General features: G+C 57.5%; 11 protein-coding genes and 1 pseudogene. 2 read left to right on the top strand and 10 right to left on the bottom strand.

Annotation, left to right across the window (positions count from 1 at the left end; genetic code table 11):
* Position 1: 1 nt before the first annotated feature.
* From BOP93_RS12830 to BOP93_RS28205, 5 genes and pseudogenes are all read right to left on the bottom strand, one after another.
* Positions 2 to 2,044, bottom strand: a complete 2,043-nt coding sequence (locus BOP93_RS12830) for an ATP-dependent nuclease (protein ID WP_047293610.1) — start codon at positions 2,042 to 2,044, stop codon at positions 2 to 4.
* A 92-nt stretch (positions 2,045 to 2,136) separates the two neighbouring features.
* The gene (locus BOP93_RS12825; RefSeq protein WP_157943499.1) at positions 2,137 to 6,090 is read right to left on the bottom strand and encodes a hypothetical protein; all 3,954 of its coding nucleotides are present in this window, start codon (positions 6,088 to 6,090) and stop codon (positions 2,137 to 2,139) included.
* Positions 6,091 to 6,597: 507 nt separating this feature from the next.
* Positions 6,598 to 7,275 (bottom strand): hypothetical protein, encoded by a 678-nt coding sequence (locus BOP93_RS12820; protein ID WP_157943498.1) that lies wholly within the window; start codon positions 7,273 to 7,275, stop codon positions 6,598 to 6,600.
* A 34-nt stretch (positions 7,276 to 7,309) separates the two neighbouring features.
* Complete coding sequence (locus tag BOP93_RS12815) at positions 7,310 to 13,684, bottom strand: ATP-binding protein (protein WP_104502918.1); 6,375 nt, start codon at positions 13,682 to 13,684, stop codon at positions 7,310 to 7,312.
* Positions 13,685 to 14,012: 328 nt separating this feature from the next.
* Positions 14,013 to 14,117 (bottom strand): annotated as a pseudogene (locus BOP93_RS28205) (DNA/RNA non-specific endonuclease); the annotation flags it as partial.
* Positions 14,118 to 14,195: 78 nt separating this feature from the next.
* Here BOP93_RS28205 and BOP93_RS12810 point away from each other — a divergent pair.
* A complete protein-coding gene (locus BOP93_RS12810) occupies positions 14,196 to 14,780 on the top strand; it encodes a hypothetical protein (protein ID WP_205885803.1) in 585 nt (194 codons plus the stop codon).
* An 848-nt stretch (positions 14,781 to 15,628) separates the two neighbouring features.
* Here the strand turns inward: BOP93_RS12810 and BOP93_RS12805 are convergent.
* The 4 genes from BOP93_RS12805 to BOP93_RS12790 form a co-directional block, all read right to left on the bottom strand.
* Positions 15,629 to 16,348, bottom strand: coding sequence for a hypothetical protein (locus BOP93_RS12805; protein WP_104502917.1), 720 nt, complete (start codon positions 16,346 to 16,348; stop codon positions 15,629 to 15,631).
* A 160-nt stretch (positions 16,349 to 16,508) separates the two neighbouring features.
* A complete protein-coding gene (fabF, locus tag BOP93_RS12800; protein WP_104502916.1) occupies positions 16,509 to 17,795 on the bottom strand; it encodes a beta-ketoacyl-ACP synthase II in 1,287 nt (428 codons plus the stop codon).
* Between the two features lie 10 nt (positions 17,796 to 17,805).
* On the bottom strand, positions 17,806 to 20,916 hold the full coding sequence (locus BOP93_RS12795) for an efflux RND transporter permease subunit (protein ID WP_104502915.1): 3,111 nt from the start codon (positions 20,914 to 20,916) through the stop codon (positions 17,806 to 17,808).
* A complete protein-coding gene (locus BOP93_RS12790; RefSeq protein ID WP_104502914.1) occupies positions 20,913 to 22,022 on the bottom strand; it encodes an efflux RND transporter periplasmic adaptor subunit in 1,110 nt (369 codons plus the stop codon). The genes BOP93_RS12795 and BOP93_RS12790 overlap by 4 nt, the downstream gene beginning before the upstream one ends.
* A gap of 185 nt (positions 22,023 to 22,207) precedes the next feature.
* Between BOP93_RS12790 and BOP93_RS12785 the strand changes: the two genes are divergently transcribed.
* Positions 22,208 to 23,701, top strand: a complete 1,494-nt coding sequence (locus BOP93_RS12785; RefSeq protein ID WP_104502913.1) for an efflux transporter outer membrane subunit — start codon at positions 22,208 to 22,210, stop codon at positions 23,699 to 23,701.
* Between the two features lie 59 nt (positions 23,702 to 23,760).
* Here the strand turns inward: BOP93_RS12785 and BOP93_RS12780 are convergent, their stop codons facing one another.
* On the bottom strand, positions 23,761 to 25,032 hold the full coding sequence (locus BOP93_RS12780; protein ID WP_104502912.1) for an OmpP1/FadL family transporter: 1,272 nt from the start codon (positions 25,030 to 25,032) through the stop codon (positions 23,761 to 23,763).
* Between the last annotated feature and the right edge of the window lie 179 nt (positions 25,033 to 25,211).

Here is a 25,211-nt window from a genome sequence, read left to right as displayed (position 1 = left end):
ATCAATCTCCGGACGGTTCTTGAGTTAACTCGAGACGCGTTGTCACGTAGGTAATCGCCTCGGTTAGATACCCTGGCAGCCAACCCATAATCTGCTCGTGGCTGAGCACTTGGCGCTGCAGGCAATCCTCCAACAAGTCGACCAGATATTGTGCAGTGATGGCTTTGGATGCAGTCCTAGACGTGAACAGGCTGTAAATGTGTGAGCAGAGATGGGCATGGGTGTCCGTTGACTGGCGAAGCTGCTCAAACTCTGCTTCTGCCGCCTCGACGACCTCCTTAACTTTTTTCCGCTCCATGTTCAGCGCGTCATCATTTGCCGCGAGCCTGGCGGCTACTAAAAGCTCCTTCGCAAGGCCCGCGTATGCCAGGTCGTATTCGAGTGTCCAGTGATTCGCGATGAAGGTTTGAACGTTCTGGGCATCGTCGCTTTTGAGGTTTGTGCGACGAGCCGCTAGGGCTTCATCACGGGTTTTCTCATCATCCCCGAAATGCCTCATGGCTTTCCACCGACGGTGCTTCCCGTTCCACCTGGGATCGTTGTCATCGTCCACCAGTCCCAGGATTGCCGGAGCGCAGTCAGGCATCACATCCATGTCTGCGACTCTGGCGACAGGGATATTGAGCGTACCCTCCTCCGGTATCGCCCGTTGCAGTATGCGAGAGTATCGACCGAGCCCGGTGCCGCCCACATTCACCACGGAAACCCCGTGCCGGGTGAAATCCCGGCCCATGATCTTCGCCAGTGCCGGCAGCAGGATAGCCTCCCCATCCCCCTCAACGATGAGCACACCTCGTGCAAAGAACAGGTTGGCTTTGGTGACGTCCAGGAACCGCGCCAGAAACCGGTAATCGGTTGCATCGAGGTTAGTTTGCTTCTCCGCGAGCGAGTAGGCCTTGTGCCGATGCATGAGCACGAGGTTATTCAATGCGATCTTGGAACTCAGATTGGGGCTGTGAGTGGTCAGGATGATCTGCACGGGGCGCTGCTGATTGATCTCTTCCAGGTTGGGCTCTTCCAGCTTGCATGCCATTGGTTTGGCCGCAGCTTCCAAAAATTCCATAAGCCGCAGTTGCCGCTGAGGATGCAGGTGCGCCTCCGGTTCCTCGATCAGCAGCAAAGGCAGCCCGTCAGGCTCTCTACCCAGAAGTAGCAGCTCGCAGGCCATGAACAGCAGGTTGTTGGAACCAAGTCCGTAGGAACCCTTCGTATCACCAGATTGCTGATCTAGTAGCCCGAGTTCCAGGCGCTCAAGGATCTGGCGCAAGCGCGATGACTCCGACCCGCCCTCTACAAAGTTGATGTGGCTGTGCAGATCATCGCCCTCCAACCCTAGGTGGGAGAGGTAGTTATCGTTGATCGTGTCCTGGGCCTTCTTCACGCCCCCGTGCAGGTTGACCAGGTGACGCAGATACTCCGCCAAACCCGCAAGGCTCAGGCTGGCAGGATTGAGGTCTGCAAGAGGTTGGTCAGCGTTAAAATCAGCACCGTGCTTGATGTGAGGAAAGTTTTTCAGAACCTGGGACAGTCGAGACCCACGGCCAGGCGACATCTCGCGCTCAGCATCGCGCAGCGGTCGCAGATACGCGGCGGCTAGCAACTGACGCACATTGACGTCTAAGCTTGGCCCTCCTCCGCCATGGCCGCTACGGACCGCGATATCAACCCAGCGACGAGCCAACTGATCGTCATTCAGTCGGCGTGCAGTCCAGTGCACATACACCGCAGCTTCTTGCTTGTTAAACGTGACGTACTCCGATAACGCGCCTTGCTCGGCAGTCGAGAGAGCGGAGAACTTTGCTACGATCTTGATCTGATGGGCTTGTTGACCATTCTCAGGGAAATGGAAGTCGTCAGGCTGCAAGCGTACGTACTCCCCATCCCGGGTCTGCAGCACCAACCGCAATGCGTCAATTACGGACGACTTGCCCGCATCATTCTCGCCTACCAGCGCTGTGACGCCATTGTTGAAGCGAATTACCAACCCCTGCCGTCCAGCTCCAAACTGCCGGAAATTCTGAATCGTGAGCGCTGACAAATACATCCGTGTTTTCCTGTCGCAAAAGGTTTTGGCACGATACGCGCATGCAATAGCACGCGGGCTTTAGCGAGTGGCCTCAGCATGGTGGGCACCTCTTAGGTGCCTTTGCCTTCACTTCCTTGGGGGAGTTCTGCCACAGCTTTCGATTTTTTTGGGGGCCGAGGCTTGGCTGCTTTCGCCTTGTTGAACTCGATGTCCTTTCGCACTTTCGCTGCCTGCGAGGCATTGGAGACATCCAGTACCACCACTGACGTTGTAGCAGCTAGTTCGGCTGGCAGCAGATCTTTCAGTGCCGCCTTCAACGCTTCAGGTTTTTCGGGTTTTATGCCTGCTGGAGGCGGCGTCACACCAAGCGCATTACCGAACCAGAAGATCACATAAATGCCTTGACCTTCGGTACTGTTCGCCAAGGTGTAGGTCTGAAGCTGACCGATATGCCCATACCAGAGATGTGTATGACTCGTCCGTTTCGCTTCGACCGGCACGGTAAATGGGCCGTGGGTAACAAGCAGGTCCGCCCGCGTTCCGCCGGATGACGCCGCTTCAGGGGACACCTCGAAGCTACCAAAAAAGCCAAGTTTGTCTCTGAGCTTGCCGGCCAGCACGTCTCGGCAATCGTTCTCGACCTTGGGCTTGTTGTTGTCCCAAAAAAGCCTCCACAGGTTATGTGGAGAAGGCTGCAACTCGGCAGCGACTTCCTCAAGGATCAACAGCACCAAGGCCTTCAGGTCCTGCGCATTGATAGGGCCTCTGCCGCTGAGCACCTTTGCCAGATCTGTCGGGGAGAGTAGCTTCTGTGTTTGCGATCGGACATCTCGCCTGTAGAGCTCAAGCTCGTGCCTGATGGTATCAATCCAACGTGTACCTTCAGCATCAGTGAGCAGTTCCAAAAGGATCGTCTCGACGCCTGGCTCATACGACGACGAAACGGCTTTCAATACTTTCACGGTGTCCGGCCACACGCGCTCAAAGTGCCCCTGCATCAAAGGGGTGCGCTGGAACAGGAACTGCAACAGGAGGCGGCTGACGGCCAGCGTGGACGTCGGCGTCCGCCAATAGCTGCAGTTGGGGTATCCGTCGAAGATCACCCGGTGAATGGCAGCGTCCTCCGCCTCGTTTAGGGCAAGTGTGAATTCATTGCTGAAAACACCCGACTGCAGGCAGACGGCAAAGTATGCCCAGCGCAGGCGGTCAGCGCCGCGCCGATCGCTACCCGTGATCAAAGCATCAGTACCGTCGCCCTGGTTCGACCAATGGGACAGCACATCAGTCAACAGCGGCGTCAGTGCTGTTGCTTCAATATTCAGCTCAGCCAGCCGAAGCACGCTGTCTAGAAGACTTCCACTCAGCGTATCAGGCTGCTCCAATGCCACCTGAGCGGCCCACAAATGTAACGGGGACTGCGCTCGATGCTCTCGCAGCTTGTACAAAAGCGTATTCCAACTGGCGTCTCGCTTATGGGCGAGCTGACAAAAATAAGCAGTATCGTTTATAAGCGATCGATTGAGTTGATCAATGCAGCACGCCTCTAAGCATTCCTTTAGATAGGCATCCCGCATCGACACTGTGGCGGAAAGGACCTGGAGAATTCGTCCCGCAGGTTCCTCGGAGAAATCCTGCCCGCCCGCCAGGTGTATGGACGCAGATGCGGCTGTGATGGCCCCGCTAGCCCCTCGGTCATCTTCATGCTCGCCATTCGACCAAACACGGGCGAGCCCCTCAAGGATGGACTGAGCCAGCGGCCCACCGAACACCTCCCGGAGCGCTTCGACCCCGCTTGCATGACGGCCCGTGATCGGGCGACTACCGCAATAGACTTCTGCTCCCCAATACAAGGCCGCGTCGACCTCGCCTGCGACCACCGAGGGTAACTGCGACTGCCATTCGGCTATTTGACGGACTAACCACTGCTCGACGCTATCCTGTTGGTGCGCTTGCCGCTCAGATTCTTCTTCGACGTGTAGCCGCACGTATTGCATGCCGGCGTCAGCAGCAGCACCCGGGCTCTCGTGGAGTACCGGGATCAGCCAGTCCGGTACAGGCTCCCCTCGTTCCAGCGACCAGATACCCACCTGTCTGCCGACGTATGCTGAACCGACGCTGGACATCAGTGGATCGGAGTTCAGCATCAGGCGCACCAGCGTCTCGCTAGGCTTCAAGCCAATCGCTCGCAGTCCGAGGGCAAGCGACCCGCTATCGGCTACGTCCTGGTCCGCAATCAAAAGCAACGCGTGCAATACCTCCTCGGAGGTGGGTCGAGCGATCAACCATTCTCCGGCAGCCTTCTTGAAGGTTGACTCGGCCCCAGTGATCAAACCGGTAGCGACCATCATGTGCGCGAATTCTTTCGCGGTTACGCCCTCGTGCGACAAGGCCGCGAGGCACAGCACCGAGGCGAATTTGTGCTCTAAGGCACCCATGCCAGCCTGAAGCCGCCAGCGCTTCGGTGTATCCAAAATCAGGGGGCGCCACAAATCTGCAGCCACATGCCAGGCGATGTCCCTGATCGCGTAGGTGCTCTCCATGCGTCCATCTTCCGGCGCAGCTCGCGGAAGAAGTGCATTATTGGCTCTTTGCAGGCTAGCCAGAACCCGCTCCACGTCGCCGACCGCCAACTGTTGCGCAGGGATCGCACAAAAAAGTTGTGCGATGCTGCGCAAGTGACCGCGCGACGCTTCCCCGGGGCTACAGAGCTCGTCGATCCGCCCCCAAATGTCATCCACTGAGGTCACTGCATTATGTAACCAGGCATCAATGGCCTGCTCGCGGCACCATTGCACGTCACTCTGGCGTAACGCGACGCTCCAGCAGGCATCAGCGGTGGAGGCGAGCGCCGGCCCGGTCGACAAAGTCTCCAGCAACATGCTGAGTCGGTGTGTGGACACCTCTGTTTGCAGCAGCTCAATCACGAGCGGCGCAAGGTCCGGGGTAACAAGTCCCACGGAGCAGATACGCGCCGGTCCCCACTGCTCCGGAGTCCAGCGAAAAAACGGATCGCGTTCCCCAACCTCCTGCAGTACGGTGACGCGGGAGGCAACGGGAAGTGTGGCCGCATCGCCATGCAGTAACAGCGTTTCCGGGTCGCGCTGGACCAGCCGTTGGGCGTGGTGTAGTGCGCCCTCGTTGACCAGGTGACAGGTGAACCAGGCATACAGCGCCTTCAGACCCTCGGATGGCAATCCATCGACCGACACCAACAGTGCAACCGCGCGTTCGATATGTAGTCTTACGCCCCCGAGGGCGCCTGTCACCAAGCGAGCCAGGTAGCGCGCGGCCAAAAACTCCTGGATGCTGCGATGAAAGGGCAGGAAGTCTTCGCCCTTCTTCATGAACAGCGCGGTGTCCAGGACGGTCTCGCGAGCGATCGGGTCAAGCCCCGCGTCATGCACCGACAGCATGGTGTCTGGGACAGGAGCAGATCGCTGCAAGCCATGCTTTCCGGCCAGGAGCAGGGTCAGAAAGACGCGCCCGGCATGGTCTAGGACGACATCGGGCGCAGGTTCGCCGTCTTGCCGGTCTTCTGCCTTGGAGGGGTTGTGTTCGGTAGCGAAATGGCGTGCACCGGACTCGTACAGTTCGAAACGGGTGAGCGACGGCAACCGTTCGGGCTTCACACTCATGAGAAACTTCAGCCCCAGCGGGGATAGCACGAAGGGCGTCGATCGCAGCGTCTGCAGCGTGGAGAGGAGCGTGATGGGCTCTGAGCAGCCAAACGCTGTGAGCACTGCGACTGCTTCCTCCTCACTGAGAGGCTGCAACTGAGCCACGACGGGGGCCTCGTCAAGGGCTGCCAGCCCCTGACCGAACGCTCTGCTGAGCTTTCCACCCTCGTTCCAGTCCTCCGCTCGACAACTCACTCGCCATCGCATCGACGGTAGCTCTTCTAAGCACTTTGCAATCTCAATGGCGTTCTGTATGGGGACTTCATCGAGAGCATCGATAAACACCGCCGTGGCATCGGAAAGATCTTTGCGGCGAAACCAAAAGGCAGAAATGCACGATTCACCCGCTCGCTCCGCAAAATGCTCGAACGCCACAGTCTTGCCCATGCCAGGCGCGCCCAACAATACAACATAGGGGGCCTCGGCCAGATCACTTAGACGCTGGGCGCCTGCGTACTCGTCAGGGCCTGATGATATAGAGATGAGCCGATCAAGCGGGGCGATTGACATTACGAAGCAGCACCGAGCGACAAGGGGGTGGCCATCATACGGGATGGCCAGATGACTCCACTACTCTTGACTAGCGGGGTTTGGCTGCAATCCTTAATGTACAAGCCACGAAGAAACAGCCTTACAACGTTTCGCCCTATGGCAGTAAATGGTAGATGTATAGCTGATGTCGGCTTCTGGCTGTTCTCTACTGGTCACGGCAGGCGGAAGGCGGCAAGAACTGAGCGCGTGCGCTCATGCTCCTCCGACATCAAGAGCGCGGCAGCCTTTTTTAAATTTCAGTCCTCTTGTAGCTGTTCGCGACATTTGTTTTCGTACAGAGCCTGGAGCTATGAATCGAGATGAGCTGACTTGTGGAGAACGCGTCGCTCAGTTCATCTACCCTTACCGTAATTCAGATTCGTCCACATCGTCCACATCATCCGCCTCAACTACATCATCGGAATCCAGGGAATTACGGCACTGATCAACGAGTGCTGCAAGCTTTGACTGAAAGGTCTCGAGGTTGGATAGGATCACGCGCAGCTCGTCCTTAGGAGCAGGCCCGTCTTTCTCTTCCTCAGCTAACGGTCCTGTTGGCTCTTCCAGTTCAGTGTCAACGTCATCGTCGATAAATTTTGAATAGAAGGCTTCTAGGTCGAAGCCTTCTGAAGCTGGGATGACTAACAGTTTCTTCCACCGTCCCAATTGGTCAGCCAGGAATCGTTCATCTTCCGTTAGTGCATCCCATTCAGCATCCTCGATGGATCGAACCTCTACTGGACGGGCCAACAAGAGTCCGCTCATGACGATCTGTGTGAGCACACCGAACATTTCATGAAGCAGGTCATCTTTCGAACGAGTGCGTCGAAACCGTGCCCAAGGATTTGCCGTAGGCCGCATTGCAGTCAGCAATTCTATCGCGGCCATCTGACCACCCATTGGGTCAACCGATGCCGGTAGAGAGCGGCGGTTTGCCCAAAGCTTGATTATCAATTCCGCAGCTTGCTTTTTTGCTGTCTGTCGAACCTCCCCTTCACCGTTCTCAGCGAGATCCATAAGTTCTGCAAGATGATGAGCCATCCAGCGAGACGCCAACTCACTACGCGTTTCGTTTTCAAGCTGATGGACAATCGCTCTCCCAAGATCCAATACGCCCTTCGGCGGTATAGAGCTGCCCTTCTCCGTCGAGTCTGTAGACCCGAGCGTACGTGGCCTCGGGATTCTGCTCTTCCGAGTCAGAGCCTCGTCGACTGCTGCGTCCTTCACGTCTGACCTCCATCACGATGACAAGCTCTAGCCCCTCATTCTGTAGGAGCGCTACTAACTGATTACGCTCGGTCAGCAATCTGCCTCCCGAGCTCGAAGGGTACGATTGGTAGTGGTCTTCGTCCGATTCACGGTCACCCCAAACTTCGTAGCGAAACATTGCTGCCTGACCGGGTAACGACCAGGCATTCCCGCCATCCGGATCGCATTCCAGTCCGTATTCGCCGATTATCCAGCTCGCTGGCATCCAGCCCACGAGCGTTGCGTTGCCTCGCAAAGGATCTTGACTATCGATTCCGCCATCTGAATACGGTCGGCTTAGCCAGGGAATCATCTGATAATCGCCGTCATCGCCGTCGTAAGCGTCCTCACTCTCGGTCGGGATCGAATAATCCCACGTGCTCTCCATCGTCTGTAAGGCGCGTACCAAAGATCCGCCAAGTTCCTTCTCAACCAGAGCGCTTGAAATAGAAAGTGACTCAACGCGATCGGCATTAACAAGCCGCCATTCACCGCCGACAAGGATGTGGCCAGGGCAATCGGTCGCTATCAACTCTCCCCGCATGCTGAGCTCGTAGACCTGCTCCACCCAAACAGCTAGCGATTCCTCGGATTTCCGCCAGAAGTCAGACCGCAGTGGAACAGGCCCCAAGAGGTCTGCCGACCAGCACGGCGGTTGGGTTAGCATTTGACGTTCGACGCGATTAGGCAGCGAACTCCAGTCCGAGTGTTCTCCCTCAGCGAGCGGCTCGGTTTGTAGCAGCTCGCCAAGGGAACACCATAGCGCGTGCCATTCGAGATGGGTGCTCAAGTGCTCGAGTGTCGGACTCGCACCATGATCATTGCGCGTGAGAGCCCAGTCATGAGATGAGATACGTCCCTGCTGACGTTCTGCCTCGTACGATCGAATTTCGCCAGGATAACCCCAGCGATCAATAATCCAGTTCTCTGCCGTAGTCAGCAGCAGATCTTGGGAAACATTGGCAAAGCTATCAAGCATCGGATCGTACCAATAAGGCACCGTATCCATAGGGTCGAACTGAAAGCGGCGTTCGGGTTCCCCGGAGCCGTTACGGACCCGAGATGGCCTGCGGCTCGTCCCCGGCAGAGGTGTCAACGCTGATCGCCCGATAGCATTCAATTGTTCTATTTGGGAAGGATCAAGCGCAAGGGCGCCCGCGTCTACCAGTTTGAGGCAAGCATCGCGCGCAAATGAGACAAGAAGAAGATGTGGAAAAGTCTGATCCAACGCGATGGCGAGCAGTAGTGCTCCCGCCTGAGCACCTATTTCTGACAGCTCAGCTGCAATTCGATCCCAGGCAATCACAAACCACAGCCGCGCGGCAATCCAGAAGAAGTCGAGACGAGATGACCGAAAGATTGACTCATCCCGACGGCCGTATTCATCGATTAACGCTTTCAGCTCTTCGACAGCATCAAGTCTGGCCAAACGCCGTATCCCGTGAGCTGCGCGCCATCGCACTCGCATATCATGGTCGCCCAAGCATGCATAGAGGAAACGCGCCACCGATGCGGGAACGTTTACAGGTACATCCCGCGGTTGCCAGGTTTGGTCTCGATCTTCGGGCGAGACACGTTCGGCAAGACGGTTTGCGTACCATACGCCAATGACTGACGATGAGTGCGGATCCAGATGCCCTGCAATTAGCCCCGCCAGAGCAAAGACTTGTTCTCCGTCGAACATTTGCCCATGCTGCTCCACACCACGCAAAAGCAAATTTGCTACTCCATCAGGGGCCAAACCAGTCCACTTCAATGCTTTTGGGAGAGACGTTTCGCTGTGTCCGATGTATCTGGCAAAATCGGGAAGGCGCTCAACGATAACTTCGGGCAATTCCGATGCAGCCCATCTTCGAATGGCCGGTGTATTCCATCGATCAAGCATCAGCAGCATCGTTTCGACCACGCTCGCACCATCTCGAACCTTTAGGTCTCGTAAGACCTTGAGAAAAGCCAAGCGGTCACGTATCTCAACGCGTTCCGCAGCAGTTGCAATCAGATCCGATAGCGAAACATATCTATCTGCAGTACGTGCAGTCTGAAGCGCAGATTTCAATGCATTGGCAAAGTCCTCGCCGTTGAGCAGGTTCTCCCGGGTCCAAGTCGTTGTGGAGCGAACTTCACACTCTGTTGCCGCTACTTTCGTGATAACGGGCAGAGAAGAGGCTGTCTCCTCCAGACTTTCAAGAAATGCCTGTCGCTCACGGAGTGCCCTGCTCCATTGCCCCGACCACTTCACCATCCCACGGCTATTGAGCAGCTTGCTGTTATCACGTTCGTTGTGGCGGACTAATGCGTTCCACGCCGCTTCCTCAAGATAAGATCCTGAGTTAACGCAGTTGGCGACGTGGTCCAATGCTGCATCAGCGATTGCATGATTGCCGTGCAGCATCAACTCCAATGCCATTGCCGAAGCTGGGGCTAGTGTCCCCTGGGTGAGTCCAGAGTTGAGGACCGGCGCCAGTGTTTGTGAAAAGTCGACGAGATTGGCATCTTGCCACTTCGCCGTGTTTGCGAGCGCGAGAGGAAGGTCTAAAGCCGCAACAGTTTCCATGACCTCTTTCCAGGGCAGGTTCTCATCGCCGTCTAGACGGACGGCAGCATCAACCAGCACCTCACAAAGATCACGGGCGGCGACTCTCCTGTCCTCGACGTCACCAGTGCCTCGCTTGAAAAGCTGGCCGAGCAAGCGTAGTTGCGCCACGATTTCCCGATCGAGTTGGCTGGCGGCCTCAATTGCATCATGAAAAACAGCATTAGCATCGTCGGGACTGAACGGCAGGAGCAGGCGTGAGTAGGTTAGAAGCGCTTGGGATTTGTCTCGGGCGCCAATGCGTTGAGTGCACATAACAGAAGCCGCTGTGTCAATATCCACGACAAGTGCGGTCTGCAGTTCTGGGCGCAGCATCATACGCTCAGCAAACTCTATATCCGGCTGTAAATCGGAGGCTCCCCACCTACCATGAATTCGCTTGGCGATGCGTAGAACGAACTCCGCGTCTAATTTACGGCCCACGAGCAATAGCGCGCCACGAGCGGCTGCCATGGCAAGCGCGCTGGCACTGTGATCGCGCGCGAGACGCCATGTGTTGCTCTCTTTGCGCCTCGTCGCTTGTTCCAGAACATTAGCGATTGTGTCGTCATTCTTCCCGGACATCGCTAATGCGGTCGCCGCATAGACGGGATACAGCATATTGGTCAGCTCGTTTAGCTTACGATCTGCCTCTTCTTGGTGATAGGTGTCACGGCCGCGCTCCTTTTTCTCCGCGGGCTCGGGCCTGGATTCGTAGAGGTCGTCAGGTTTCAACTTCCCGCCGGTCCGGGCCGCTCGGAGTGCGTGCGCTCGAAAGAGCAGATCCATATGACTTGTGTTACTGATATGAACCTTGTCGATTCTCCGGTTGTCAGGCAAGAGCACTACATCCAAGAAACCATCTACAGCAGTCGCAGATAGCGGGTCCGCAGCAAGAAGCTCACAAGATGTCATGGCAACATCCATCATCCATGACCACAAGCTTTCCAGCAGACTGCGTGCATCCTGACGCTTGGGAGATAACATCCAGCGCTTGCAAAAGGCTCTCAGGCTGCTCGCGAGCCTTGTGGTATCCAAGGGAGCACCGGACACCACCAAGGGTACGAGTACAAAAAGCTCTTCCCAGGGTTTGAGATGACGTGTGTCCAGTATTCCCTGAAGCAGACCCGAGCCATCTTGCGCAATCAGCCGCGGGATCAGGCAGCGCGCCACCAGCAGCCGAACCCGCTTCGGCTTCCATTTCCACAGCGACTGCAAAGCAGACTCTGGCCCATTACTGCGAAGCGCTGTTTCGATGCTGGCCGCAACGTCTGCAACTTCAAGCCGCCAGTCGCAATGCTGGGCCTTTTGAATGAGGGCTTTACGTGCAGCCATCCAAGCTTCGATCAATCGCTGCCCCTCATGCAACGAAATTCGATCACCGTTGAGCGAGTCAATCACTTGTTTGTGAAGCAGGAAAGCGCCGTGGTAGCCGATTTGTTTCGGATCGGTAAGGACGAGCCTCCCTGCAGTGTCAGAAGCGAATCGCACCGCAAGGTCTGGATTATTAGACAGGAGTGCCCGTAGCGCACGCTCAGTCTTGAGCCCTTCGCCTCCGATGAGCATGAAACGCAGCGCGCGTTCACTATCGCCCGCCTTCCGACAGAAGGAGATAGCTAACCGTAAGCGCGTAAGTTCCGCTTCTCGCCGCTTCACCGGATCATCAATTGCAGCCGGCGAAGGCTCGCGCTCAACGAGATCAAGCAGCTTATTGCCCAAGCCAGACGCAGCGAGTAGACCTGCCACGTGCTGCGCAGCGTAAGAATCGCTTTCGCAGCGGCTCATCAGCCAATCAGCAGCGTTCTGGGTTACTTCGCTTAGCATTGACTCCCCCGCTTCGCGGACGAAGTGCTCGAAGTCTTCGTCCGCAAAGGCGACAGTGTTTTCAGTGAGCCGAATCGCTGGCGCCATGTCGGTGCAGATGTCAATCAGCGCTGGCACCTGGATACCAATAATCGCGCTGAGATCTTCTATCGGTACCGGCCGCGCAAGAGCAATGAGCCCCGCACAAAACCTTGGAAGGTCTGTTGCGATTCCGCTTTTCCCCAGGGCTCGCTCAAACTGCTCGCGAAATACTTGGTCCAGAGACCGGCCTGCGGGCAAGAGGCGGTCAATCGCTTTTTCGGGAGGGGCATCGCCCAGATCCATAGCATAAGCTTGGACTCTGGGTACTCCCATGGTCAGCCTGTGAAACGCATCGATCCAATCATCTGTTGCAGCCCACTTCCGCCGTACATTGATTTCAGTTTCACCACGGGTAAACGGCTCGATCTCTGAAAGGCTATAACTAGACGGTAGGGCAAGTTCAGCGAGACGGCCTGTCCTTGCCGTAACGATGAACCGGACATTGGGCGGCAAGTCGCCGAGTTCTAAGAAGTCGTGTACAAAGCAAGCCTCAGGCGGCTTGCGTGTTGTCGCAGCCGTAACGGCATTGTCGGCGGCGTCAACGGCAATGACGATCAGCGCGTCTGGATATTCAGACGCGTGCGCCTGGGCTGCGTGGCCTAGGCGATTCGAGAACAGGCGCGGAGGGTCTGATAGCTGGTGACGGCTAAGCAAAATGGGCAGCCGCAGCCTCGTGGCAAGCTCATTGGATAGCTGTAAAAACGCGTCCACATGTCGATGACGCAAAGTAGCGGCATCTAGATAGGTGCCACCTCCATAACAATCGTAAGTCACCATGATTGAATGAGGCGGGAGCACCGCCTCAATTTGCTGGAGCGCAGTCGTCTTGCCGACCCCTCCAGGACCATGTAGACAGACTCGCTGTTTGCCGGCAGCGATCTCGCTCGCAATGTCAGCGACGCTGCTCCGTGGCACCGGTGCATCAACTCGTTCAAGGACAGGTGGGCAAGGGAACAATGCGCCCATCGTAGAGACACCGAGTTCGAGTAAAACTGACTCCTTCGTTATTAACTCGCCCGCGAATTCGGGACGCATGCGCTGACGAATGAACTGGCGAAGATTAGAGACTGGCGCTTGTAACTCGAGATCGGTCCATCCAGAAATATCAGCGAGCAACTTTTTCTCAATCGCGAAGCGCGATCCTGCTCCACCATTGAATCGAAGCGCCTTTGCAAATTCGGGCAGCACAGATTTGGACAGTCCGGCGGCGAACGCCATTTTTCGCTCGTCTGGCTCATCCTTTCCAGGTCGTTTTCGTGGAGCAGATACGCTACCTGTTGCGAGCTTTGCTGTAACAGTTTTTAACTCAGCCGCGATCGGCTGGTTGGTTACCAGTGATACTTCAACTGTTCCTTTTGGCTCCAGGACTTGTATCCCAGCCCAGGCTTTTGCCAAGCGATTCAGGACGCTGTCCTCGCGCTTATCGCCGCTCACCATACGTGCGACGGTCCACGAACTGCGAGGATTCGCGGCGGAATACTTCAGTTGCTCCAGCAATATACGATCAGCTTCCTTTGCGTCGCTGCCGCCTTCGTACAACGCGCAATCCACGCCATCCCACGTAGAAGGGGATGACCCAGCTTCGTCACTTGGAGCAATCCCTTCTACAGTTAACGCTTGAAGCGGATCACGGTCGTCTAGAAGGCGGATAGCATGCCGGGCGGCCCATAACTCGTGGAAGTCGTCGCCGGTGTTGGAACCTCGAGCTCCTCTGAAATCACTCACTTGCGTTCCTTGCATCCATCAGTTGATCGCCCAACACCCACAACCGGTGCGGTCGCAGATGGGTAGTTTGTTGATCAGCATTTTCCTCACACGCTTGAGCAACCGTCAATGCCTCACAGCACTGTGACATCATTGCAGAGCCCCCCTACACGGCAAAATGCCCAGCCACGGAGTACTTCTTACGAGTCGCAGGTGTTCATACCCAGAGTACAGCGCGCGGCCTTGATCCGCGCATCGGGTATTTCGGTGATTTGCGCCATTACGCCTGGAGCCATTGCTGCTAGTGTGTTAATCGCCACCCTGCCCGCTGCCGCTGTCTATCGGAAACCAGGGGCGATTCAGACGTACCTCCTTTGGAGATCACCTTCCAGTACCCGCTGGGTATCGTATGAACCTTATTCGCCCCAGGCAACCAACCCATATTCCGCTCGTAGGCTATCGAAAAGGCGGGAGGCCATCACTATGATGGGCATTAGGCTTTTGAGCTCAACAGCACGTATGGGGGCATGGTATGGAAGAATTCATCAAGCAACACCAGGACGTTTGGGGTGACGATCCCAGCGTGCTCTTGGATCAGTATGATTACCAGCCTGAGCTCACCAAAAAGCTCGATGGCCTTGACGCGAGGCAGTTGACCGAGCAGACACTGCTGGAAATCGTGTTATGGAAACTGGATCGCTATCCGCAACTCGATACTTCACTGCTGAAAGAGCTCAAGGCTGTAGGCCACCTTAAAGCGAAGCAGCACAGAGAAGCCAAGGATGTGCTCGGCAAGCTACTCGTATCCTCAGGGATCCGCCTGCCCATGGCTTCCACTATCCTTCGATTCGTTAACCCAGATGTGTTCCAGATCATTGACGAGCGAGCCTTTCGGATGCTCCGTCCTACTCACAAAAGCTACCCAGATAAGCCCGTCGTAAAGACAAGGCTCAGCGCCTACGTTGAAAAATCGTCAGCGATCTATTTCGACTACTTGGACGCCATGCATGAGGTCGTTTGCGAAAGGCTGCCATTTCGCCTGGCTGACCGAATCTTGTACCAACTGGATATCGAGCGCGACAACAAGATCCGTCAGAAGAAGTCGCCTGTGAAGTGACAGGATTGCCACTTCGCACATTGGTCGCACTAGATGCTGAATCAGTGACCGGTCAGCTGCCCATGTAGGTGGCTACCCTTCAAAACCTTCAGGAAACACACCACCAATCATGTGTTATGTCAGATATCTTCTTGAGCAGCTTAAAGGGGGGATTCGACTGCGACGTTTTTTGCGATGTTTCCTCGCATAAACTCTTGCCGATTAACCCGTCTAATCCCCTCTCTTGCGTTCGCTTACTGTCCTCCCAACGACAAACAACGGGAGATCAGAATGCATGAGCGAACACTCGGAAACAGCTCGCTCACAGTGTCGGCCCAACAATCATGAACACACATCGATGAACACATCTTTCTACTCATCGACCGCTTAGCTAGCTCTGACAGCTTTTTGTGGACTCATGAACATCTGACATCGCCCACTTGTTAATCATGTGCTATGTCAGATATGTTCATAAGCCACGTAGTGCGTTCACAAGCGCTGGGTTCCTGATTGACACGTCAGACAATTCTGACCGCCCCATCACCAGCACTATCGCCCTGGAGTCGACTGCGAACGCTGGAGCAACCGAAATTGGATTTTTCGCACTCGCCTTTGTAGCCGGCTTCGCTGGCCGGTGCGATACTGATCCACCTGTCGCGCGCCCCGGGCGAACTTGACGATCAAGATCGATTCCTTGCCATCCTACGCTCGTTTACATGACGGTTGAGGTGATCGAGCCTATGATCGCCTCTGCATCGCATCCGCAACGGGCTGGAGGATATTGGCGCCAGCCCAGCGCAGGCCAAAGACGTTGATCAGTTCATTGCTCAAAAGGGAGTTAGACCATGTCCACTACGTCGATGACTACCCTAGACCGCACTTCGAGATGTTGCGCGTCGACGCTCTTTCAATACTAGGACTACACCGGGGTAATGGCGGCCTCGCATTACATAATCTGTGTTGCCCAAGTTAGGGAAAACGAACGCGAAATCCTGATATTTCGCGTCTTTCCCTAAGCACCCCATTGTCTTTTCCAGCCAGGGTTTCAGGAAACCTTCAACTTTCTTTGCGCAGATATCACCTAGCGTACCTCCCTCGGGAGTTATCTCGCCGAGCGGGATCATGGGGACCACAAAAGTTGCCGCAAAGCGGTAATCCGCCTCCCCGACCTGCACATCACCAATATCTTTCCAAGCGGCGTCCATCGCTTTGTAGGCGTATGAATAGCCATCGGATCGTGCCCCGATCGGCTGGTTGGCTTGTTTCGCTTCGAAGACGAAACTCGCTTCGGGCGAACTGACAAACAAGTCGCAACGTCCATTTCTGAGTTTGTCGCCGTGATCTACTCCCGGCTCCAGTTTCCTTAAGCGTTTCGATGTGGCGAATTCTTCCATCGCGACCCATCCATCCATAGTCCAGGCGGCACCGGCCAATGTGCTGAGAATGGCGCGCTCGTTGTAGCTCCAAGGGTTATCCGGAAACTGACTCGTGTAGCGCTCGACCGCAGAGATCCATGCATTGAGCAAATCGACCAACTGTGGGGATTGCAGGTAAGTGTTAACTCGCTTCCATGTTTTACTTTTTTTCACTACAGCCTCATTGCCAATCCTTGGAATAAAAAATCTGAGCGTTAAATCTGCATGATGGCGCGTGGCACGGCCTTCCTGCAGAGGCCTCAAGATAGCGCGGCCCCAAATCAGGGTCCACTGCTGCCGAGCTCAAATTAGCGCCGCTCGCCATTACCCCAAACTAAGACTCCCAGCGACGAAACAACACGCTCGCGTTAACCCCACCAAAACCGAACCCGTTTGAGAGTGCATTCATGATTGGCATCTCCCGGGACTTGAGGCTGACCAGGTCAAGCCCATCAGCCGCTTCATCGGCATGATCCAGGTTCAGCGTGGGAGGCACGATCTGGTCACGAAGCGCCAAGACGGTAAAGATCGCTTCAATCCCTCCGGCCGCGCCCAGAAGATGCCCGGTGGCAGACTTGGTCGAGCTGATTGCCACGCCAGAGCCACTCCCGAACACCGAGCGAATGGCTGCCAGCTCACCCTTGTCTCCGACTTGCGTGGAAGTCGCATGCGCATTGATATGTTGCACGTCGCCAGGACTGACAGCCGCCTGACGCAGTGCCTGTTCCATGGCGCGGCGTGCGCCGCTGCCATCTTCCGGGCCCGCCGTTAGGTGGTAGGCATCGGCACTGGTGCCATAACCCACCAGCTCGGCCAGGGGCTTGGCGCCACGCGCCAGGGCATGTTCCAGTGACTCGATCACCAGCAACCCCGCGCCTTCGGACATCACGAAGCCGTCGCGCTCCCGATCAAAAGGCCGTGAAGCCTGCTGCGGATGTTCGGCAAAACCGGTGGACAGCGCACGGGCCGCGGCAAAACAGCCCAGGGTCACACGGTCGATCGCCGCTTCGGTACCACCGCACAGGGCGATGTCCGCCTCGCCACTTCTGATGAGCCTGGCCGCATCGCCGATGGCCTGTACGCCGGCGGCACAGGCCGTTACCGGGGCGCCGAGCGGCCCTTTGAAACCGTATCGGATGGACACGTGCCCCGCCGCCATGTTGGCCAGAAAAGACGGTGCGGTGAATGGCGATAATCTGCGCGGGCCACGCGTGTCGGTGGTCCGTACCGCATCGGCAATCGCACCAAACCCGCCCACTCCGGATGAGATGACTGTAGCGGTCCTTTCCTGGTCTGCCTCATCGGTCGGGCGCCAGCCGGCCTGCTCAAGCGCCTCGTGCGCCGCCACAAGCGCAAACTCGATGAAGCGATCCATCTTCTTGCGGTCCTTGGCCGAAATAATGCGCTCCGGGTCATACCCCGCGATAGCGTCTTCCTGCAGGGACGGCACCTGACCGCCGACTGCAACACCGGTGCCCTCGGTAACCTCGCCCGGTAACTGGCGGATGCCGGAACGCCCCGCCAACAACCGCTTCCAGACCTCCTCAACGCCGCACCCCAGGGGCCCGACAATGCCGACGCCCGTGACTACGATTCGCTTTTGTCCGTTGAGATTATCCATTGACCCCTCTTCATTTATCAGTCGAAAGTGCTTGGGTGGGTTTCGCTGCCTGAGTGCTGCTTTCAGGCTCAGGGCGGATCTTGAACCAGATGGCGTACATCGCCGGCAGGAACACCAGCGTCATGATGGTTCCGACCAACGTGCCTCCAATCAGTGTGTAGGCCAAAGTCCCCCAGAAAACGGAATGGGTCAGCGGTATGAACGCCAGGATGGCCGCCATCGCTGTCAGCAAGACCGGGCGGGCCCGTTGTACCGTGGCTTCGACCACCGCATGAAAAGGATCCAGCCCTTCTTGTTCGTTGTGATGAATTTGCCCGATCAGAATCAGCGTATTGCGCATCAGGATGCCTGACAGCGCGATCAGTCCGACCAGTGCGTTGATACCGAAGGGTTGTTGGAAGATTAATAATATTGGCACTACGCCAATCAACCCCAGCGGTGAGGTGAGGAACACCATGATCATCGCGGAGATTGAACGAACCTGCAAAATGATGACCAGCAACGTCATGGCAATCATGATCGGGAATAGCGGCAACATTGCTTTACCGGCCTTGCCTGACTCCTCGATTGCACCCGCTTGCTCGATCCGATACCCATCAGGCAGTTTGTCGATGATCGGTTGCAGCTCCTTCACAATCGCGCTCGACACATCCGGCGGCTGCAGCTCCTCGGCAATGTCGCCGCGTACGGTGATGGTCGGCGTACGGTCACGACGCCGAAGGATCGGGTCCTCCATGCGTACATCGACTTTCCCCACCTGAGACAATGGAATCCGCTGCCCCGCCGTGCCTGCCAGCGTAAAGCCTTCTATCTTGGCGGGATCGAGGCGGATATTGCCTGCCGCGCGCCCGACCACCTGCACTGAACGGATGTCCTCGCGAACTGCCGTAATCGGTACGCCCGCCAGCAGGAACTGCAGTTGCTGCGCCACCGCGCTTGACGTCAACCCCACGGCCTGCAAGCGGTCCTGGTCCAGGTTGAAGTGCAACGTCGGCGTCAGCGGCCCCCAGTCGGTGTTGACGGTTCTCATCATCGGACTGGCCTGCAACACATCCTGAACCTGGCCGGCGATTTCGCGAAGTCTTACCGGATCAGGCCCCATCACTCGATACGCAACCGGAAATGGCGAGTACGGACCAAACACCAGTTGCGTGACCCGGACCCGCGCTTCTGGCGCAAGGCCTTCGGCAGCCGCCTCGCGCAGACGCAACTTGAGGGCTTCACGAGCCTCCTGACTGTCCGTCAGCACCACGATTTTCGCGAACGACGGATCCGGCAGTTCCGGCGCCATCGCCAGATAGAAGCGCGGCGCTCCTTGCCCGATATAGGCCGTGACAATTTTTGCTTCATCCTGCTTTTGTAGCCAAGCTTCTATCTTGGCGCTGGTGGCGCTGGTCTGCTCAATGGAGGTTCCATAGGGCATTTGCACCTCAATCAGCACCTCGGGACGGTCCGAGGTCGGGAAGAACTGCTTCTTGACCAGCCCCATACCGAGGATCGACACCACAAACAATATGATGACGGTACCGGCCACCAGCCATTTGCGCGCAATGACCTGCGTCAACACCCGGCGAAAGCGATTGTAATGACGGGTGTTGTAGATGGCGGCATGACCACCTTCGACCGTCTTGATGTCCGGCAGCATCTTCACGCCCAGATACGGGGTGAAGACCACGGCCACCACCCACGAGGCGATGAGCGCGATGCCGACAATCCAGAACATGTTGCTGGTGTACTCCCCGGCTGTCGACTGCGCGAAGCCGTTGGGCATAAAGCCGATCGCCGTCACCAGGGTGCCGGACAGCATCGGCGCGGCCGTATGGCTCCAGGCATACGCGGACGCCTTGATGCGGTCATAGCCCTCCTCCATTTTCACCACCATCATTTCGATAGCGATGATGGCGTCGTCCACCAGCAGGCCGAGCGCCAGAATCAACGAGCCGAGGGTAATCCGGTCAAAGTTCTTTCCGGTGGCTTCCATCACCACAAACACCACGGCCAGGGTCAACGGCACGGCGGCCGCCACGACAACGCCGACACGCCAGCCCATGCTGAGAAAGCACACCAGCATTACCACAAGCAGTGCGACGAAAAACTTGACCATGAACTCGCCGACGGCCGAGTCGATATTCACCGATTGATCGGTGACTTTCGAAAGCGCCATGCCCAGCGGCATGCCTTCGTTGATCTTGGCGGTTTCCGCGTCCAGGGCTTTGCCGAGATCAAGACCGTTCCAGCCCTCGCGCATCACGATGCCCAATAGCAAGGCGTCTTCACCGTTGTTACGTACGAGAAACGTCCGGGGATCTTCATATCCACGTTCAATTGTCGCCACATCCGAGAGCTTGAGCGTGCGTTCCTGGAGCGTAATGGGCGTGTCCCGTATTTTCTGCAGCTTGTCGAAGGCGCCATCCAGGCGAAGAAAGATTTCGGGACCTTGCGTTTCAATGGAGCCTGCTGGCGTAAGCACATTTTGATTGTTCAGCGCGGCAAAGATGTCCTGAGGGGACACGCCCAGAGTGGCCAGCCGATCATGGGAAAACGAGACAAAGATACGCTCGGGCTGCTCCCCGATAATATTGACCTTCTTCACACCCGGCACATGCAACAGGCGCTGGCGCAGCGACTCGGCATCACGCACCAGCAGGCGCTGTGGCTCACCTTTGGCCTTCAGGGCAAACAGGGCGAATGTCACGTCCGAGAATTCATCGTTGACCATCGGCCCGATGACACCGGCCGGCAACTTGATTGCCTCATCATCGAGCTTTTTACGCGCCTGATAGAACTCTTCCTGCACCTGCGAGGGTGGCGTGCCATCGAGCAACGACAGCATCGTGAACGCCAGGCCCGGCCGCGTATAGGTTTCCGAACGGTCGTACCACTTCAGTTCCTGCAGGCGTTTTTCAAGGGGTTCTGCAACCTGATCCTGCATCTCCTGCGCGGTCGCCCCCGGCCAGGCGGTGATGACCGTCAACTGCTTGACCGTAAAGGGAGGGTCCTCCGCACGCCCCAACTGAAAGAACGACAGGATGCCCGCAATGGCTATCAGGAAGATCAAAAATACAGTGATCGAACGCTCGCGCACGGCGAGCGCCGACAGGTTGAAACGACCCTCGCTCATGGACGCGTCCCCGCAACCGTGGCGTCATCCTGTTGAGCCAGCCGCACCGCTTCGCCATCGCGCAGCAGGTGTGCGCCCAAGGCAACCACAGGCTCACCGACCTTGAGATCGCCTGCAACGCTGGCCGAATCGTCGCTCAAACCCAGGACCTGGACAGGTCGCCAGGTCACCTTTGCGGGTGTCCCGGCGATAACCCACACCCCTGCCCCCTTGCCTGGGTTGTAAATGGCCGCGACGGGCACTTGCAACACCGGCCCTTGCGCCGCGTCTTCGGCAATCCTGAGGGTGACGGTCGAACCAATCGGTGCGTTCGCCAGCGCGCCCTCCAGCACATACCGCGCCTCGAAGGTGCGAGTCATGCGGTCCGCCGAGTCCGAAAGCAGCCTGAGCTTTGCGGTCACAGCACCGCTGGCGTTGCCATAAAGTGTCGCCTGGGCGGTCGACCCGGCTGCCGGGCGTAACGTTTCAGGCAAGTGCACGATAGCCTCGCGCTGCCCTGCCCTCGCCAGCCGCACCACCGGTTGCCCCGGGCTGACGACTTGCCCAGGCTCGGCGAGCGTCTCCACCACGACGCCGTCGGTATCGGCGACCAACACCGCGTAACCCGAAGCATTGCGGGCGACGTCAGCCTGCGCTTGCGCGGCGCCCAGTTGCGCCTTCGCGGTATCGGCCGCCGCTTTGATCTGGTCATAGGCCGATGCAGAGATCGCGCCTGCAGCGACCAGGTCACGGTAGCGCGCTTCGTCATCCGCGGTCTGCTTGGCTCGGGCTTTCGCGGCAATGACTGACTCTTGTTGTGCCCGCGCCTGTAAACCCAGGTCAATCGGGTCGAGGCGCATGAGCGGCTGGCCACGCTTGACGGTCTGGCCGGTGTCAACCAGACGCTCAAGGATCTTGCCGGACACCCGAAAGCCCAAATCGCCCTGAGTACGGGCAGCGACCACCCCGGTGAATGAACGCGAGATCGCGGAGGAACCCTGAACGGCTGCCGACCTCACCAGCGGGGCTTGCGTGCGCGGATCTTCAGCGGTGGATGAGTCGCCACATGCCGTCAGGACAAGAGGCAACAAGCAAGCGGCAATAGGGACAGGTCGAAGCCGGCGCATAGATTCCCGTGACTCAATAATAGAATGGAAATCATAGTTTTCAGCTTGTGACTATTTTTGTCAATCGTCACAGTCTGCGGATGACACTTCTGTATAAGCCCTGTTGACCTTGTTGATTAGCGTGAATTGACAAGTAGTGACTATAAAGTACGATGGTCACAAGACATTTGACTCAAGGAATCTCAATGCCCTCCCCTCGCCCCCTCGTTTTTTTGGTGAGCGCCAGCCTGATCGCCGGTTGCGCGGTCGGTCCGGACTACCAACGTCCGAACCCTGCGCTTCCCGAGCGATATATGGGCCAGGCCGCTATTGAACACAGGCCGGGTGCCACGCAGGCCAGCCTGGTCGCATGGTGGAGAAGCTTTGGGGATCCCCAGCTAGCCGACTTCGTCTCTAGAGCACTTGCGCAGAACCTGGACCTGGCACAAGCGGCGGCGCGCGTCACGCAAGCGCGGGCAGGACTGGGCGCTGCCAATGCCGCTTTACTGCCCTCGGGAAACATCAGTGGTCAGGCCGCGCGTTCCTATCAGTCCGTCGAGACGCCACTGGGCCAGGTATTGAATTCAACCCCTGGCTTTGATCGATACGCAAGCGCCTACGAGCTCAACTTTGATGCAAGCTGGGAGGTGGATGTGTTTGGCGGCCTGCGACGCGGGCGCGAGGCCGCACTGGCCGAGTACCAGGCCTCCGAGGCCGGCGCTGCCGCCACACGCCTGGCCATCGCGGCGCAGACGGCTGATATCTATATCACGGTCCGGGGATTGCAGGCCCGGCTGGACATTGCCAACCGACAAGTGAAAACCCAGGAGCACCTGTTGGAAAAAGTCCAACTGCTCTACGGCAAAGGCCTCGCCGCCAGCTATGAGGTTCGCCAAACGGAGGGCGCGCTGGCGCAAGTCCAGGCGACCGTACCGGCCCTGCAGACCGGCCTGGATGCCGCCATGAACGCGCTCGATGTGATCCTCGGCACACCTCCAGGCACGCATCGAACGCAGCTGGCGAACCAGGGCGCGATCCCTCTGGCGCCACAAGTGAACGACACGGGAACACCCGCCGATTTGCTGCGCCGCCGGCCAGATCTGATTGTGGCGGAGCGCCGCCTTGCGGCCTCCAACGCACGCATTGGAGAGGCCACCGCGGAGTATTACCCGAAGTTTTCACTTGGCGCATTGCTCGGCAGCGCCACGGCCATATCCGGCGGCAACCTGTTTACCGGCGATGCCAGCCAGTCGGCCGGCGTCCTGGGGCTGCGCTGGAGGCTCTTCGATTTCGGTCGCATAAACGCCCGGATTGATCAAACCAAGGGGCAGGAAGCTGAAGCGCTCGCCGCTTACCGTCAGTCGGTACTGCGCGCCACCGAGGATGTCGAAAACGCCTTCTCCGCCCTGGTGAATCGGGAAGCTCAGGCAACCACCCTCACCACAGGCGAGGACGCTCTGACACAGGCCCGCCAATCGTCGTTCACGGCCTACGAAAAGGGTACAGCCAGCCTGATCGATGTTCTGCACGCCGACGAGACCCTGCTACGGGCATCCGACGCACGCGCGCAAGCTCAAACAGAATCGGCGCGGGCGGCGGTCGCCGCCTTCAGAGCGCTCGGCGGTGGCTGGCAAGAAGCGCCTGAGCGCCAGCCTGTGGCGACTCGACAAGGCGGACTCATTCCTCCTGATGTCGGGTAGCGCTCAAAACAACCGGAAGCAGTGCCCCACTTCCGGCCGATGTATGGAACAGCCGCCAATCAGAACCGATAACTGACCGATGCCCCAAGACCACTTGCGCTGTTTTTATACTTGGAACTGTATGCGCCCCTGGTCGCAGAGACGTGGTTGATCTGGACACTCTCTTCCCACAGGTAAGAATAAGCGACATCGATCGTAACGTTATCTGCCGGAGTCCAGCCTGCCCCGACGCTGAACACCTTACGGTCACCCGTAGGGATGCGCGGCCCACGATCGGTGTTATTGGTGGGTGACTGATCGACCGAAAAGCCGGAACGAAGCACCCACTGGTCATTGAGCTTGTACGCCGCGCCGATCGCGTGAGCCCAGGTATCGTGCCAGTTCTGCTGTTCGGTGACGGAACCCAGTTGAGCATTCAACACAGCAGGCAATCCCCTGGTCTCGCTGGTCAATTCCTTGAAACGACTCCACCGAGTCCAGGTGCTCCCTGCGTACAGGGTCCAGTCGTCATCCAGTTGATGAGTCAACGACATATCCACGGATTCTGGCGTGTCCACTTCCAACGAGGCGTCATAGCTGCGGCCGTTCACCCCCAGCACACTGAAGAGCCCGTCAGTGACCTTGGTCCTGGCATCCAGGCGGTAGCTGACCTTGGAATGGTAGGTCACCCCCAGACGTGTTCGGTCCGTAGCCTGCACCAAAATACCGACGTTGAAACCCAGAGCCGTGTCATCACCCGTACTTTTGAGCTTCCCATCATTGCGGCCGGGGCTAAGCGAGTTGGGCACCATTGCAGACAGCTCGCCGCTGATGCGGTTGATGGTGGGACCGAACCCGATCGACACTTTATCGTTGAAGGCATAGCTGACGGTGGGCTGAAATGTAAGGGTCGTCACCTCGCTTTTGTTGGCGTAGTAGCGGCCGGCAAAACCGCTGCCATAATCGGTCATCAGACCAAACGGCACATAGAACCCCACGCCGAATGCCCAATGCTCATCAATCGGCTTGACGTAGTACCCCATCGGCACCGTGGTCACCGGCACCATGTCGCCGTCTTCCTGGCCACCGAATGTACCGCGCGTGTGGCTTATATCGGACTTCGCGAACAGCGTCGCGCCGCCCACGCTGACCTGCTCGCTTTTCAAGCGCGCCATGCCCGCCGGATTACCGAAGACTGTGGTCGCATCCTCGGCAGAAGAAGAACGACCGGCGAACCCGGAGCCCATCCCACTGATGCTCTGTTCGTTGAGCGCAAAACCGCTGGCCAACACATTGGAAGAAGCAAGCACGACAGCCAGCCCAAGCGGACTTTTGAGGAGGATTTTTTTCATTATTAGCGCTCTTCGTTCAACATCGAAAGGAATCAGCAGGAGGGGTTCTGTAAGTGCCCCCTTTTAGACTGACACGCCATGCTTATTCAAGTGACTAATTATGTCAATGGTCACGGTCCGTGCGAATATTTTCTGCACGGATTCATCAATGGCTGAACGCGAGACTAGAGATGCGCTAT

The sequence above is a fragment of the Pseudomonas orientalis genome, from assembly GCF_002934065.1.
Taxonomy (GTDB): domain Bacteria; phylum Pseudomonadota; class Gammaproteobacteria; order Pseudomonadales; family Pseudomonadaceae; genus Aquipseudomonas; species Aquipseudomonas orientalis_A.
Note: the sequence above shows the minus strand (reverse complement) of the source record. Positions and strands in the feature narration are given on the sequence as shown.

Excerpts from the sequence above, each read along its gene's own strand:
- BOP93_RS12830 (WP_047293610.1), bottom strand. The coding sequence starts at position 2,044 with ATGTATTTGTCAGCGCTCACGATTCAGAATTTCCGGCAGTTTGGAGCT.
- BOP93_RS12825 (WP_157943499.1), bottom strand. The coding sequence starts at position 6,090 with ATGGGCAAGACTGTGGCGTTCGAGCATTTTGCGGAGCGAGCGGGTGAA.
- BOP93_RS12820 (WP_157943498.1), bottom strand. The coding sequence starts at position 7,275 with ATGGCTCATCATCTTGCAGAACTTATGGATCTCGCTGAGAACGGTGAA.
- BOP93_RS12810 (WP_205885803.1), top strand. The coding sequence starts at position 14,196 with ATGGAAGAATTCATCAAGCAACACCAGGACGTTTGGGGTGACGATCCC.
- fabF (WP_104502916.1), bottom strand. The coding sequence starts at position 17,795 with ATGGATAATCTCAACGGACAAAAGCGAATCGTAGTCACGGGCGTCGGC.
- BOP93_RS12795 (WP_104502915.1), bottom strand. The coding sequence starts at position 20,916 with ATGAGCGAGGGTCGTTTCAACCTGTCGGCGCTCGCCGTGCGCGAGCGT.
- BOP93_RS12790 (WP_104502914.1), bottom strand. The coding sequence starts at position 22,022 with ATGCGCCGGCTTCGACCTGTCCCTATTGCCGCTTGCTTGTTGCCTCTT.
- BOP93_RS12785 (WP_104502913.1), top strand. The coding sequence starts at position 22,208 with ATGCCCTCCCCTCGCCCCCTCGTTTTTTTGGTGAGCGCCAGCCTGATC.
- BOP93_RS12780 (WP_104502912.1), bottom strand. The coding sequence starts at position 25,032 with ATGAAAAAAATCCTCCTCAAAAGTCCGCTTGGGCTGGCTGTCGTGCTT.